This is a genomic window from Micromonospora mangrovicola (assembly GCF_047200535.1).
Classification (GTDB): Bacteria; Actinomycetota; Actinomycetes; order Mycobacteriales; family Micromonosporaceae; genus Micromonospora.
This window is the reverse complement of sequence record NZ_JBJZOG010000014.1, coordinates 17,440-33,208: the sequence shown is the minus strand read 5'-3', so window position 1 is coordinate 33,208 and position 15,769 is coordinate 17,440. Positions and strand designations below refer to the sequence as shown.

Genomic DNA, 15,769 nt, shown 5'->3' with positions numbered 1-15,769 from the left:
TATGCGGTGCGGCGGCGGTCCCGGCGTTCCCCACCGGGGCCGCCGCCGGCGCGTTGCGGGGTCCGTCCCCATTGGTCTCCGTCGCTTCCTGCGGGCGGTTGCGATAGGGGTCGGCCTCGGGTGCGGACAGGGTGAATCGGGGTTACCGCCCATTCATCGCCCGCGTAGATTCTGATGGGCGGCGACAATTCGCCCACCACCCGTGGAATTCCCACACCGCCGGGCGACGAACGGTCGTAACCGCAATTCCTGCATTCTCCCGCCGCGGTCCCGTCGACGAAAAGGCAGTGAATGGACGCGATGGCAGACTTCGACACGGCAGACCAGATCGCGATCGTCGGCATGGCCGGACGCTTCCCCGGCGCCGACGATCCGGAGGCCCTGTGGCGACTGCTGACCGGACGTGGCGACGCCATCGTCGGCGTACCGGCGCAGCGGTGGGACGTCACGGCCCAACTGGACCCGGAACGCGAGATCCAGGCGGTGGGGGGCTTCCTCGACGGCGTGGAGGAGTTCGACGCCGCCTTCTTCGGCATCTCGCCCCGCGAAGCCGAGGACATCGACCCGCAGCAACGGCTCATGCTGGAGATCGCCTGGCGGGCGCTGGAGGACGCCGGGCAGCCGGCCGCCGGCCTGGCCGGCACCCGCACCGGCGTCTACGTGGGCGCGTCCTGGCACGACTACGAGCTCGCCCGCCGGGAGCGGGGCGCCCCGACCAGCCAGCACAGCCTGGTGGGCAACGCCCTCGACGTGATCGCCGCCCGGGTGTCGTACGCCCTGAAGCTGCGCGGTCCCAGCCTGACGGTGGAGACCGGCTGCTCGTCCTCGCTGGTCGCCCTGCACCTCGCCGCGCAGGCGCTGCGCTCCGGCGAGATCGACGCCGCCGTCGTCGGCGGGGTCAACCTGATCCTCGCCCCCGACGTCTCCATCGGACTCACCCACTTCGGCGGGCTCTCCCCGAACGGCCGGTGTGCCGCCTTCGCGGCCGGGGCCGACGGGTTCGTCCGTGGCGAGGGGGTGGCCGCCATCCTGGTCAAGCGCCTCGACCGGGCGCTGCGCGACGGCGACCGGGTGCACGGCGTGCTGGTCCGGTCCGTGGTCAACAACGACGGCGGCGGGGAGAGCCTGGTCACCCCCAGCCCGGACGGGCAGCGCGAGCTGCTCCGCCTGGCGTACGGCGACGGCACCGTGCCGCTGGACCAGATCGGCTACGTCGAGGCGCACGGCACCGGCACCGGCCGGGGTGACCCGATCGAGGCCGGCGCGATCGGCGAGGTGCTCGGCCGGGCCCGCACCGTCGGGCCGCTGCCGGTCGGCTCGGTGAAGACCAACATCGGCCACCTCGAGGCGGCGGCCGGGATGGCCGGCCTGTTCAAGGTCCTGCTCGCGCTGCGGCACCGCACCGTGCCGCCGAGCCTGCACTCCGCCACGCTCAACCCGGAGATCCCGTTCGACCGGCTCAACGTCACCGTGGTTCGGGAACCGCTGCCGCTCCCCGCCGACGAGCCGGTCTACCTCGGGGTCAACTCCTTCGGCTGGGGCGGCACCAACGCCCACGCGGTGATCGGCCCGGCCCCCACGCCGGCCACCGGCCCGGCCGGCGGGCCGCCGGACACCGGCCTGCCCGCCGTGGTGCCGCTCTCCGCCCGCCGGCCGGCCGCGCTCGCCGCGCTCGCCGGGGAACTCGCCGAGCGGGTGCCCGAGCCGGAGGCCGACCTGCCCGCCGTCGCCGGCACCCTGGCCTGGCGCCGGGACCATTTCCCGCTCCGTGCGGCGGTGGTCGCCGACCGGCCGGCCGCGCTGCGGGAAGGGCTGGCCCGGCTCGCCGCCAGCGGGCCGGACGCGCCCGAGGATCCCGACCTGCCCAGCGGCCGGGCCGTGGCGCACCGCCGAACCGCGTTCGTCTTCCCCGGCCAGGGGTCGCAGTGGCGGGGGATGGGCCGGGAGCTGTACAAGTGCAGCCCGGTCTTCGCCGACGTGGTGCGCCGCTGCGCCGAGGCGCTCCGCCCGCACGTCTCCTGGGACCTCACCGCGGTCGTCGCCGACGAGGCGGGCGACGAGTGGACCACCCGGATCGACATGCTCCAACCGACGCTCTGGGCGATGTCGCTCGGCCTGGCCGAGCTGTGGCGGGCCAACGGCGTGCACCCGGACCTGGTGCTCGGCCACAGCCAGGGCGAGATCACCGCGGCCACCCTGGCCGGCGCGCTCTCCTACGCCGACGCCGCCCTGCTGATGGCCCGGCGCAGCGCGATCGCCCGGCGGACCTCCGGGCGGGGTCTGATGCTCGCCGTGGACCTGGACCGGGACGGCGCCCGGGAGGCGCTGCAGGGCTTCGAGGAGACGGTTGCCCTGGCCGTGCACAACGGCCCGCGGTCCTGTGTGCTCTCCGGCGACCGGGACGACGTGCTCACGCTCAAGGAACTGCTGGAGGCCGAGGAGGTCTTCTGCCGCCTGGTCAACGTGGACTACGCCTCGCACAGCCCGCAGATGGAGGCGCTCCGCGACGACCTGCTCGCCGCGCTGGAGCCGGTGCGCCCGAGCGCCGGCACCGTGCCGCTGCTCTCGACCGTCCGGGTCGGACTGCTCGGCGGCCCCGAACTCGACGCCCGGTACTGGGTGGAGAACCTCTGCCACCCGGTGCTCTTCGCCGACGCCATGCGACAGGCCTTCGACGACGGCGTCACCCATGTCGTGGAGATCAGTCCGCACCCGGTGCTCACCCCGGCCGTCGAGCAGCTCGCCGCCGAGCGCGCCGAACCGGTGGCGGTGCTCTCCACCCTGCGCCGCGACCAGGGCGCCGCCGAGGACATGGCCCGTGCCCTGGCCCGGTCGTACGTGGCCGGGCTGGCCCCCTTCGGCGGGCTGCCCAAGGGCCGCCGGGTGGACCTGCCGGGCTACCCGATGCGGCCGGAACGATACTGGCCGACCGCCCGGCCCCGGCGCAGCACGGGTGGGCGCGGTCTCGAGGTGGCGCTCGCCCCGGCGCCCGGGCAGGTCGACACCTGGCACGCGCCGGTCACGCCGACGCTGGCCGAGCAGCCCTGGTTGGCCGACCACCGGGTGCACGACGCCGTGGTGCTGCCCGGCGCGGCCATGCTCGGCCTGCTGCTGTCGGCCGCGCGGGCGCGGACCGGCGGCCGGCCCGGCAGCCTCGACGAGGTGACCTTCGACCGGGAGGTCACCTTCGCCGGCGACGGCGTGCGGCTGACCGTGGAGTGGCGCGACGACGTCACCGAGGGCGGCAGCGTACGCCTGCTGCACCTGCCCGACGGCGCGGCCGGCTGGACCGCCGCGGCCGGCGGGCGGGTGTCCTACCGGCCGGTCGACGGTCCGGCCCCCGGCTACCCGGACTGGGCCGAGGCAGCGGCCCCCACCGACCCGGACGCCTTCTACCGAGAGTGGGCGGGTCGGGGGCTCAACTACGGCCCGGCGTTCCGCCCGGTGCGGGCGCTGCGGGTGCACCCGGACGGCGCGGAGGCGGTCGGCGAGGTGGTCCTGCCCGAGCGGCTGCGCGCCGGCAACCGGCCGCACACGCTGCACCCGGCGCTCGCCGACGGGGCCCTCCAGGTGGCGCTCGCGCTCTGCCCCGGCGACGAGGCCGTGGTGCCGGTCGCCGTGGACCGGATCCTGCTGCACACCGACCTCGACGAGCCGCCGACGACCGTCTGGTCGCACGTGGTCCGGCACGACGCCGAGCACTACGACGTGCGGGTCCTCGGCGTCGAGCAGCGGCCGGTGCTGACCCTGCGCGGGCTGCGGCTGCGCCCGCTACCCCGGACCGCCGGCGGCGTCGACGGCGCGGACCGGCTGCACCGCCTCGTTTGGACGCCCGCCGAGCCGCCCGCCGAGCCGCCGGCCGTGCCGGCGGACCCCGGCCGGTGGCTGGTCTGCGGCCCGGCGTCCCGGGGCGAACTGGTGACCGCGCTGCGGGCGGCCGGCGCCGACCCGGTCGACGACGGCAACGACCTGCTCGCCACCGATCCCCGCGCGGAGGCCGCCGGCGTGGTCTTCGTCGCGCCGGACGCCGAGGCCGGCCTCGGCGCGCAGCGGCAGGGCCTGCTCCGGCTCACCGCCGTGGCCCGCGCCTGCGCCGGCCGGAGCGTGCCGCCCCGGCTCGCCGTGGTCACCAGCCGGGCGCAGGCGGCCACGCCCGACGACCGGCCCGATCCGGGCGCGGCTCTCTACTGGGGCTACCTGCGGGCGCTCCGCCGGGAGCACGGCGAACTCGACCCCCGGGTGATCGACGTGGACCCGACCGACCCGGACCGGGCCGCCCGGTGCGCCGCCGAACTGCTCGGCGGGGAGGACGACCAGGTGGTGCTGCGCGCCGACGGCCGGCGGGTCGGCCGGCTGGCCCGCGGCGAACTGCCCGAGGAGGACGGCGTCGAACTGCCCGCCCCGCGCACCGCGGCGCAGCCGTTCCGGGTCGTCTCCTCCCGGCCGGGACGCTGGGAAGGGGTGGTTCCGGTCCCGCTGGCCCGACGCGCTCCGGGTCCGGGTGAGGTGGAGGTGGAGGTCACCGCCACCGGACTCAACTTCATCGACGTGATGAAGGCCGTCGGCACGTACCCCGACCCGTCCGGCGGGGCCGGCCTGCTCGGCGGCGAGTGCGCCGGGCGGGTCGTCGCGGTCGGCGACGGGGTCACCGAGCCCCGGCCGGGGGAGCGGGTGGCCGCCTGCGTCTTCGGGGCGCTGGCCAGCCACGTCACCGTCCGGGCCGGGCACACCCGGCCGATCCCCGCGGAACTCTCCGACACCGACGCCGCCGCCCTTCCGCTGGTCTACGCCACCGCCTGGTACGCCCTGGCCGACCTCGGCCGCCTCGCTCCCGGTGAGACGGTGCTGGTGCACTCCGCCGCCGGCGGGGTGGGCCTGGCCGCGGTGCGGGTGGCCCGCGCCCTCGGCGCCCGGGTCGTCGCCACCGCCGGCAGCGAGGCCAAGCGCGAGCGCCTGCGGGCGCTCGGCGTCGTCGACGTCTTCGACTCCCGCGACCTCGGCTGGGCCACCCAGGTACGGGCGGCGACCGGTGGGCAGGGCGTGGACGTCGTGCTCAACTCGCTGACCGGCGCGGCGATCCCGCTCGGCCTCGACGTGCTCGCCGAGGACGGCCGGTTCATCGAGATCGGCAAGAAGGACATCTACGCCGGGCGGCCGATCGGCCTGGACGCCTTCCGCAAGGGCATCACCCTCGCCGCCGTCGACCTCGCCGGCCTGATGGACCGGCGACCCGACCGCTTCGCCCGGCTCTTCGCCGACGTGTGGCAGCGGATCGCCGACGGCACCCTCCCGCCGCTGCCCACCCGGGTCTTCCCGTACCCGGAGGCGGCCGAGGCGCTGCGCGAGATGTCGCACGGCACGCACATCGGCAAGCTGGTGGTCGCGGACCCGACCACCGTCGACACGGTCACCGCCGTGCCGCTGCCCGGGGGGCGGTTCCGGGACGGGACCTACCTGATCAGCGGTGGCCTCGGGGCGCTCGGCCTGGCCCTGGCCGAGTTCCTCGTCGCGCACGGCGCCGGCGGGCTGGTGCTCATCGGCCGCTCGGAGCCCAAGCCCGCCGCGCAGGCCCGGTTGGCGGCGCTGCGCCGTGCCGCCACGGTCGAGGTGCTCCGCTGCGACGTGGCCGACGAGGCCGTGCTGCGCCGGACGCTGCACGAGGTACGCGCCGGCCTGCCGCCGGTGCGCGGCGTGTTCCACGCCGCCGGCCTGCTCGACGACGCGACCGTCGGCACTCTCACCGCCGAGCAGGTGGCCCGGGTGCTCGCGCCCAAGGTGGACGGCGCGCTGGCCCTGGAGGCGGTCACCGCCGACGACCCGCTGGACCTGTTCGTGCTCTTCTCCTCGGCCGCCGCGCTGATCGGCAACGCCGGCCAGGCCGCGTACGGGGCGGCGAACGCCTGGCTGGACGCCTTCGCCGAGGCCCGGCGGCGGGCCGGCCGGCCCGCGCTCAGCGTGCAGTGGGGCCCGTTCGGCGACGTCGGCCTCGCCGCGGCCGACGAGAACCGGGGCGCCCGGCTGGCCGAGCGGGGCATGGAGAGCTTCCCCACCGGGGAGGCGTGGCCGGCGCTGCTGCGGATGCTCGGCCGCGACGAGCCGGTGGTCGGGTACGTGCCGCTGAACCTGCGCCGCTGGTTCGACGCGTACCCGGACACCGCCGGGCTGCCGAGCTGGCAGTGGCTGCGGTCGGCGGCCCGGGACGGGGACGCCGCCGGCCCGACGCACGGCTTCCGGGGCACGCTGCTGCAGACGCCGGCCGCCGAACGGGCCGCCCTGGCCGAGGCGAAGGTGCGCGAGCTGGCCGGCCGGGTGCTCCGGCTGGACGCCGACCGGGTCGACCGGGAGACCCCGTTCAAGGACCTCGGCCTGGATTCGCTGATGGGCCTGGAACTGCGCAACCGGCTGGAGCAGGCGTTCGGGCTGCGGCTGTCGCCCACCCTGCTGTGGACGTACGGCAGCGCCCGTGCGCTGGCCGGCGCCCTCTGTGAGCAGCTCGCCCGCACCGCCGAACCATCCGCCGCCGAGCCGGCCGGTGCGGGCGCCGAGACGCCGGTGCCCAGCGCCACCGGCTGACCCCGCGGCACCGCCCGCCCGACCGCATCCGCCCCGAGGAACCGAGGTCATGGACGACACCGACAACGCCGCCGCCAAGCGGCAGGACGCCCAGCTCAAGCGGGCCCTGGCCACCATCCGGACGCTGCGCCGCAAGCTGGACGAACAGGGTGGCGACCAGCCCGTCGCCATCGTCGGTATCGGCCTGCGGCTGCCCGGCGGGATCGCCGACACCGGGGCGTACTGGGACGCGCTGGCGGCCGGCCGGGACCTGGTCGGGCCGATGCCCGCGGCCCGGCAGGGCCCGTTCGCCGCCGAGTGGGCGCAGTTGCCGCAGCGCGGCGGCTTCCTCGACGAGGTGCTCGACTTCGACGCCGACTTCTTCGGCATCAGCCCGCGCGAGGCCCGCGCCCTCGACCCGCAGCACCGGCTCCTGCTGGAGGTCGCCTGGGAGGCGCTGGAGAACGGCGCCGTCCCGGCGGACCGGCTCGTCGGCCGCCCCGTCGGGCTGTACGTCGGCATCACCGGCCAGGACTACCGGGACTGGCTTCCCGGCGAGCCGGACGCCTACTGGGCCACCGGCAACGGGCACTGCTTCGCCGCCGGCCGGCTCGCGTACAACCTGGGGCTGACCGGGCCGGCCATGGCGGTCGACACGGCCTGCTCGTCCTCGCTGGTCGCGGTGCACCTCGCGGTGCAGGCGCTGCGCCGGGGCGAGTGTGAGGTCGCCGTCGCCGCCGGAGTCAACCTGATCATGTCGCCCCGGTCGACCCGGCTGGTCGTGCAGACCCGCTCGCTCGCCCCGGACGGCCTGTGCAAGGCGTTCGACGCCCGGGCCAACGGCTTCACCCGGGGCGAGGGCGCCGGCGCGCTGGTGCTCAAGCCGCTGGCCCGCGCGGTCCGCGACGGCGACCGGATCCACGCGGTGATCCGGGGCAGCGCGGTCAACCAGGACGGCAGGTCCAGCGGGTTCACCGCGCCGAACGTGCTCTCCCAGGTGGCGCTCATCGAGGCGGCCCTGGCCGGGGCCGGCGCCGGACCCGCCGACATCGGGTACGTGGAGGCACACGGCACCGGCACCGCGCTCGGCGACCCGATCGAGATGGAGGCGCTGGCCACCGTGCTCGGCCGGCGCAACGGGGACGCGCCCCTCGCCGTCGGCTCGGTGAAGACCAACCTCGGGCACCTGGAGGCCGCGGCCGGGGTGGCCGGCCTGGTCAAGGCGGTGCTCTGCGTCCAGCACCGGCAGGTGCCGCCGGTGGTGCACCTGCGCACCCTCAACCCGCGCATCGACCTCGGCGGCACCGGGATGGTGGTGCCGGACCGGCTGATCGACTGGGCCGACGGGGCGGGCCGGATGGCCGGGGTCAGCTCGTTCGGGATGAGCGGCACCAACGCCCACCTGGTCGTCGGCGCGGTCGAGCCGGACGAACTGGCCGAGCGGCCGGCCCCGCCGGGCGGCCCCGTGGCCGGGTTCGTGGTCTCCGCCCGTACGCCGGAGGCGCTGCGTGAGCTGGCCGCCGCGTACGCCCGGCGGGTGCGGGCACTGCCGGCCGGGGACTATCCGGCCTTCGCCGCCACCGCCAACGCCGGGCGCAGCCGGCTGCCGGTGGCGACCTGGGTCGCCGCCGCCGACCCGGACACCGCGGTCAGCGGCCTCACCGCGCTGGCCGCGGGCGCCCCGCCGGACCAGGTCGACCCCGCCGCCCTCGCCGCCGCGTCGGCGGTTAGGGCCGTGCTCGACCTGCCCGGCTATCCGTGGCAGCGCCAGCGGTACGCCCCGGAGCAGCCCGCAGGCGGGGAGGCCGGCCCGCCCCGGTCCGCCCCGGACACCCACGAGGTGGTCTGGACCGAGCTGGACCGGCCGGTCCCCGCCGCCCGTACCGGCCCGCTGGTCCTGGCCGGGGACGACGCCGCGCTCGCCGCCGAACTGGCCGCCGCCGCGGCGGCCCGTGGGCTCGCCGGCACGCTGCTCACGCCGCGGCCGGGAGACGCCCCGCCGGGCTGGCGGGCGGCGGTGCTGCCGGGCGGCGCGGGAGAGTGGACCCGGTTCTGGGCCGACCAGCCGGACGGCACCCTCGTGCTCGCCCCCGCCGCGCACTCCGTCCTCGTCGAACCGGACGAGGACGCCGAAGCGGACGAGGACGTCGTCGACCCGGTCGGCCGGGCCGCGGTCACCGTCGCCGCGGTGACCACGGCGGTGGCGGCGCTGGCCGCAACCAGGGTGACCGGCCGGCGGGCGGTGCTGCTCACCCGGGGCGCCCGCCGCACCGGGCCGGCCGACGAGGTGGCCGCCACCGACCACGGTCCGCTGCACGGCCTCGCCCCGGTGCTGGGGCTGGAGTTCGGTGCGGCCTTCGGCGGCGTGGTCGACCTGCCCGCCCGCCCGACCCCCGGCGACCTGGACGCCGCGCTCGATCTGCTCACCGCGTCGCCGGGCCCGGTGCTGGAGGACCTGGTCGCGGTGCGCGCCGGCCGGGTCCGCGCCGCCCGGCTGCGCGGCGCCGACGCCGCGCCGGCCGGTCTGCGGGTCCGCGCCGACGCCACCTACCTGGTCACCGGCGCGCTCGGCGCGGTCGGCCGGGAACTCGTCACCGACCTGGTCCGGCGGGGCGCCCGCCGGTTGCTGCTGGTCGGCCGGCGCGCCGAGGCCGAACTCGACGCCGCCGCCCGGGAGCTGCTGACCGGGCTGCGCGACGCCGGGATCGGGGTCGGCTACGTCGGCGGCGGGTGCGACGCCGCCGACGCCCGCCGGCAGGTCGCCGCCGCGCTGCGCGGGATGCCACCGCTGGGTGGGGTGCTGCACGCCGCCGGCACCATCCACCGGATCCCCGCCACCGAACTGGACGCCGGGCGGATCGCCGCCGCCCTGCGTGCCAAGGTGGGCGGCGCCTGGTGGCTGCACCGGCTGACCCGGGACCTGCCGCTGGACTTCTTCGTGCTGGTCTCCTCGGTGTCCGCGCTCTGGGGCACCGAGGGCTACGCCGCCTACGCCGCCGCGAACGGCGGGCTGGACGCGCTCGCCGCGTACCGGCGGTCGCTCGGGCTCCCGGCGGTCAGCATCGCGTACGGGCCGTGGGCGGTGTCCGGGATGGCCGACGGTGATTCCCGGGAGCGGTTCGCCCGGCTCGGGGTGGGCGCGCTGGACCCGGTCACCGGCTGCGCCGCGCTGCGGGACGAGACGCCCGGACCGGAGGGCTACCTGGTGGCGTGCCCGCTGGACCGGCCCCGGCTGGACAGCGTGCTGGGCGGGCTGCGCCGGCGCGGCCTGTTCGCCGCCCCGCCGGCCGCCGCCCACCCCGGGACCACCGCCGCCGGCGGCGAATCCGTCCCCGCTGTCCGGGCGGGCGCGGAACCCGAGCCGTCGGTGGTCGCGGAGCTGACCGTGCTGCCGGTGGGTGCCCGCCCGGCCGTGGCCCGCGGCCACGTGGCCCGGCTGCTGGCCGCCCAGCTCGGACACCCCGCGGAGCACGTCGTCCAGGAGGACGCCGGCTTCTTCGACCTCGGCCTGGACTCCATCATGGCGGTGGACCTGGCCCGCCGCCTCGCCGAGGCGTTCGAGGTGCCGCTGCAGGTGGCCGACGTCTTCGACCACCCCACCGTCCGGCAGTGCGCCGACCACCTGCTGGCCCTGCGCGGCGGGCCGGCCGCGGTGGTGGGCGTGCCCGCGGCCGACCACGCCCGGGCGCACGCCGCCGACGGGCCGTTCCCCGACGGACCGGCCGCGCTCCGGCCCGTGTCTCCGGCCATCCCGACGGATCTCGTCCCGGCCGTCCCGCAGGTCGGGGAGCCGGCCGTCCCGGTCGCCGCGGTGACCGGGCCGGCGGTGTCCCCGGCCGGGCCGGCGGCGATCGTCGGGATGGCCGGGCGTTTTCCCGGCGCGGACTCGGTGGAGGAGCTGTGGGAACTGCTCCGCTCCGGCCGGGACGCGGTGGGCGCGGTGCCCTCGCACCGCTGGAGCCGCCGCACGTTCCACACCGCCGAGCCGGACGGCGTCCCGCGGATCACCACCGATCAGGGCGGCTTCCTGCGGGACGTGGCCCGTTTCGACGCCGGCTTCTTCGGTGTGCCGGCCCGGGAGGCGGAGAATCTCGACCCGCAGCAGCGGCTGCTGCTGGAGTGTGCCTGGCACGCGCTGGAGGACGCCGGGATCGATCCGAAAGGGTTGGCCGGCACCCGTACCGGCGTCTTCGTCGGGGTGAGCAACGGCGACTACGCCCGGGTGCTGGCCGGCGCGGGGGTGGACCGGCTCGACGCGTACTACAGCACCGGCACCGCGCTCAACGCGGTGGCCGGCCGGCTGGCGTACGTGCTGGGCCTGGCCGGGCCGGCGCTCGCCGTGGACACCGCCTGCTCGTCCTCGCTGGTCGCCCTTCATCTCGCCATCCGCGCGCTGCGCGCCGGGGAGATCGACGCGGCGATCGTCGGCGGGGTGAACGTCATCGTCGACCCGCTCGCCTCGGTCGCGGTGAGCCGGGCGCACATGCTCTCGCCGGACGGGCGCTGCCGGACCTTCTCCGCCGACGCCAACGGTTTCGTCCGGGCCGAAGGCTGCGGCGTGCTCGTCCTCAAACGACTCGCCGACGCCGGCCGCGACGGCGACGCCGTGCTCGCCGTGGTCCGGGGCAGCGCGGTCAACCAGGACGGCAGCTCCTCCGGGCTGACCGCGCCGAGCGGCCGGGCGCAGGAGCAGGTCATCACCGCCGCGCTCGCCGACGCGGGCGTGGCCGGCGCCGCGGTGGACTTCCTGGAGGCGCACGGCACCGGCACCTCCCTCGGCGACCCGATCGAGGTCGGGGCCGCCTGGCGGGTGCTCGGCCCGGGCCGGCCCGCCGACCGGCCGCTACGGCTCGGCTCGGTCAAGAGCAACATCGGCCACTGCGAGTCGGCCGCCGGCATGGCCTCGGTGATCAAGACGGTGCTCGCCCTGCGGCACGGCACCATCCCGGCCAACCTGCACTTCACCGAAGCCAACCCGCACATCGACTGGGCCGGCATGGACGTCCGGGTGGTGGACCGCCCCGTCGCCTGGCCCCGCGCCGACCGGCCCCGGCTCGCCGGGGTGTCCGGCTTCGGCTTCACCGGCACGAACGCGCACGTCCTGCTCGCCGACCCGGAACCGGCCCCGGAACCGGCGTCTCAGCCGGGCCCGGAGCCAGCCGTCCCGGAACCGGCGTCGGAGCCGGCGACGCCGGCCGCCGGCCCGCTGCTCGTCCCGCTCTCCGCCGCCGGTCCGGACGGGCTGCGCCGGCAGGTCGAGGGCTGGCGCGACCGCATCGCCGACTGCCCGCCCGCGGAGCTGCCCGACCTGGCGGCGCTGGCCGGCGCCGGCCGGGCCCACCTGCGGTACCGGGTGGCCCTGCTCGGTCGCGACCGGGAGCAACTCCTCGCCGCCGCCGCCGCCGCGCCGCCGGCCGACCCGGTCCCGGTGACCCGGCCGCCCCGCGTCGCCTTCCTCTTCTCCGGGCAGGGCAGTCAGTTCTTCGGCATGGGCCGCGAGCTGTACGCCACCGAGCCGGTGTTCCGGGCGGTCTTCGACGAGTGCGACCGGCGACTCGCCCCGGCGCTCGGTGCCTCGCTGACCGAGCTGATCTTCACCGGCGACGACCGGACCGCGATCAACGAGACCCGGGTCACCCAGCCGGCCCTGGTCACCCTGGAGGTGGCGCTGGCCGAGCTGTGGCGCTCCTGGGGCCTCACCCCGGCCGTGGTGATGGGCCACAGCGTCGGCGAGATCGCCGCCGCCATCGTGGCCGGGGTGCTGGACCTGCCCGCCGGGCTCGACCTGATCGCCGAGCGGGCCGGGCTGATGCAGGCCACCCGGCCGGGCGCGATGCTCGCCGTGGTCGCCACCGAGGAGCGGGTCCGTGACCTCATCGCCGGCACCGGGTTGGACGTCGCGGCGGTCAACGGGCCCGAGGCCACCGTGGTCTCCGGACTGCCCGAGGAGGTCGACGCCCTCGCCACCCGGCTGCGTGCCGAGGGCGTACGGCACCGGGCGCTGAGCGTCTCGCACGCGTTCCACTCGCGACTGCTGGACCCGGCGCTGGACCAGTTCCGCGCGGTCTGCGCCACGGTCCACCACCACACCCCGGCCATCCCGGTCATCTCCAACCTCACCGGGGCGGTGGCCGGCCCCGACACGTACGACGCCGAGTACTGGGTGCGCCACGCCCGCCAGCCGGTGCGCTTCCACGCCGGCGCCGGCCGGCTCGCCGCGCTCGACGTCGACGTGTGCCTGGAGATCGGCCCGGACCGTACCCTGGTCAACCTGGTCCGGGCCGCGGGCCTGGCACCGGCCGGCGGCCTGCTGTCGTCGCTGCGCCGCGGCTCGCCCGACCGCGCCGTGCTGCTCGCCGCGGCCGCCGCCCTCTACCCGCTCGGGCAGGACCTGACCTGGTCGCGGGTACAGCCCCGTCGCCCCGCTGCCCGCGTCGAGGCGCCGCGCTACCCGTTCGCACAGACCCGTTACTGGGCGGCGGGGGCCGAAGAGGCGGTCGCCGCCGCCGGCCCGGCCGCGGAGACGCCCGCCTGGGGTACGCCGGTCCGCTCGCCCGCTCTGCGCGGCCGGGTGTTCCGCACCGAGCGGAGCACCGAGTTCCCGCCGCACCTGACCGACCACCGGCTCTACGGCACCGTCTCGGTGCCCGGCGCCTCGCAGACCGCCACCGTGCTGTCCGCGCTGGCCGGCGACGGCACCCCGCCCGTCCTGGCCGACCTGGTCTTCCCCCGGGCCCTGGTGCTGCACGACGGCGAGCGGTACGAGCTGCAGGTCATCGAGGCCGAGCAGGAGCACGGCGGCCGGACGGTCAGCGTGCAGAGTCTGTTGGACGCGGAACGGGACCGCTGGCAGGAGCACCTGTCCGCCCGGCTGCTGGCCGAGCCGGCGGCCGAGCCCCGGCCGGTGCCCGACCTCGCCGCCTTCCAGGCCGCAGCTGACCGGCGCCTCGCCGGCACCGACTTCTACCGGCACTTCCGCGAGATGGGCTACCTGCTCGGCCCGTCGTTCCGCTGGATCGACCAGGTGTGGCTGCGTGGTGACGAGGCCCTGGTGCGCTACGCCCGCCCGGAGCGGATGAACGAGGATCCGGCCGGCTGGGCCATCCACCCCGGCCTGCTCGACTCCTGCCTGCAGAGCACGGTGACCTTCGGCGTAGACCCCGGCGGGGCGGACGGAGCGGCCGAGGAGGCCGGCCGGAGCGGGCTGGCGATCCCGTTCGCCGCCGCCCGGCTCAGCCTGGCCCGCCGGCCCGACCCGGCCGGGGAGCTGTGGGGCCACGTCCGGGCCCGGCGGTCCACCGTCCGCCCCGACGGGACCCGCCAGGTGGACGAGGCCGACCTGCACATGTTCGACGGACGCGGCCGGACCGTGCTGGCCGTCGACGGGTTCCGCATCCGGCACGCCCCCCGGGACCTGCTGGAGCGGTCGCTGCGGGACACCGCCGGGCACGTGCACGAGCTGGCCTGGACCACGCCGGAGGCGGACCGGCCGGCCCCGGACCCGGTCGCGCCGCCGCGCGCCGCCGTCCTCGGCGGCGACGTCCGGCCCGCGCTCGCCGAGGCGGTCGCCGGGCACGTCGCCGACCCCGGCGACGAGCCGGCCGACCTGGTGCTGGACCTGCGGTTCGCGGCCGCCGAGCCGGGAGAGTCGGCCGAGGCGGCGCTGTCCGCCGTCCGCCGGCTCGCCGACGACCTGCGGACCGCCGCCGTGCCGTACCTGGTGGTCTGCGCCGAGGGGGCCGCTGCCGCCCCGGTCCGGGAGGCGCTGTGGGGGATGCTCGCCGCGGTCGAGGCGGAACACCCGGACCGCCGCCTGGTCCGGGTCGAGCTCGCCGCCGACGCCGACCCGGGTGACGCCGCCGCGCTGCTCGTCGACGAGGTGCGTCGCGGGTTGCCGGAGACCCGGCTGCGGATCGACCCCGACGGCCTCCGGGTGGCCCGGCTGCGCCCGCTGCCCCCGCCCGAGGCCGACCTGCCGGCCGCCGTGACGACCGGCGCCGCGCTGGTCACCGGAGGACTCGGCGCACTGGGACTGAGCGTCGCCGGCTTCCTCGCCCGGCACGGGGTCCCGGCGATCACCCTGGTCGGCCGGTCCGCGCCGGACCCGGCCGCCAGCGCGGCGATCGACCAGCTCACCGCCGGTGGCACCCGGATCCGGGTGGTACGCGGCGACGTCACCGACCCCGACGACTGCCGGCGGATGGTGGCCGAGGCGGAACGCGACGGGCCGATCGGCAGCGTCTGGCACCTCGCCGGGCGGACCGCCGACGGCGCCTTCGAGCAGCTCGACGAGGCGGCCTACGCGGAGGTCTTCGCCGGCAAGGCGGCCGGCGCGGACCGGCTGCTGGCAGCCATGGCCGGCCGGCGGCCGGCCGCGCTGGTGCACTTCTCCTCGGTCTCCGCCGTGCTCGGCTCCGCCGGCCAGGCCAACTACGCCGCCGCCAACGGCTACCTGGCCGGACTGGCCGTCCGGCTCCGCGCCGGTGGCCTGCCCGCCGTCAGCGTCGACTGGGGACCGTGGACGCCGCGGGTGAAGGGTGGCCTCGCGGCCACCGAGGCGACCCGGCGGGCGATCGACCGGCTGGGCGTGCGCCCCTTCACCGACGGGGAGGCCGAGACCATCCTGCGCGCCGCGCTCACCGCCGCCCGGGACCGGCTCGTCGCGGTGGCGGTGGACGCCCGGGCGTACGTCGAGCGGGCGGCCGGCCATCCTCGGGCGGCACTGCTGCTCCCACTCGCCGGCGGGGCCGGCCGACCCACGACCGTGGCACCCGCGGCACCGCGCGGCTGGCTCCGCGAGGAGTTGAACCGCACCGCCGCCGACGAGCGGGAGGACCGGCTCCGGGCGGCCGTGCGGGCGGTGGCCGGCGAGGCGCTGGGCGACCCCGGGGCGCTCGACGACGAGGCCGGCTTCGTCGACCTGGGCCTCGACTCGATCATGGTGATCGACCTGCGGACCCGGCTGTCACACGCCCTCGCCGTGGACCTGCCGGCCACCGTCGCCATCGACCACCCGACCATCACGCAGGTCGCCGTGTACGCGATCGACCTGCTCTATCCCGACGACCCGGCCGACAGCGCGCCGACCGCCGGCGCCTGGTCCGGGCCGGCGTACGCCGACGCGGCCGGCACCGACGGCGACCTGGCCGACCTGTCGATCGACGAGCTGGTCCGGGCCGTCCGGGCGGACCTGGCCATGGAGGAGTGAGGGACGTGA

2 protein-coding genes are annotated in these 15,769 nt (G+C 77.4%); both read left to right on the top strand.

Annotation, left to right across the window (positions count from 1 at the left end):
• Window positions 1-300: 300 nt before the first annotated feature.
• Entirely contained in the window at window positions 301-6,573 is a 6,273-nt protein-coding gene (locus tag ACL02O_RS08525) for an SDR family NAD(P)-dependent oxidoreductase (RefSeq protein WP_412817437.1), read from the top strand.
• Between the two features lie 49 nt (window positions 6,574-6,622).
• Complete coding sequence (locus ACL02O_RS08520; protein ID WP_412817436.1) at window positions 6,623-15,760, top strand: SDR family NAD(P)-dependent oxidoreductase; 9,138 nt, start codon at window positions 6,623-6,625, stop codon at window positions 15,758-15,760.
• The last annotated feature ends 9 nt before the right edge of the window (window positions 15,761-15,769 follow it).

Coding starts and splice junctions, on each gene's coding strand:
- ACL02O_RS08520 (WP_412817436.1), top strand. CDS start 6,623: ATGGACGACACCGACAACGCCGCCGCCAAGCGGCAGGACGCCCAGCTC.
- ACL02O_RS08525 (WP_412817437.1), top strand. CDS start 301: ATGGCAGACTTCGACACGGCAGACCAGATCGCGATCGTCGGCATGGCC.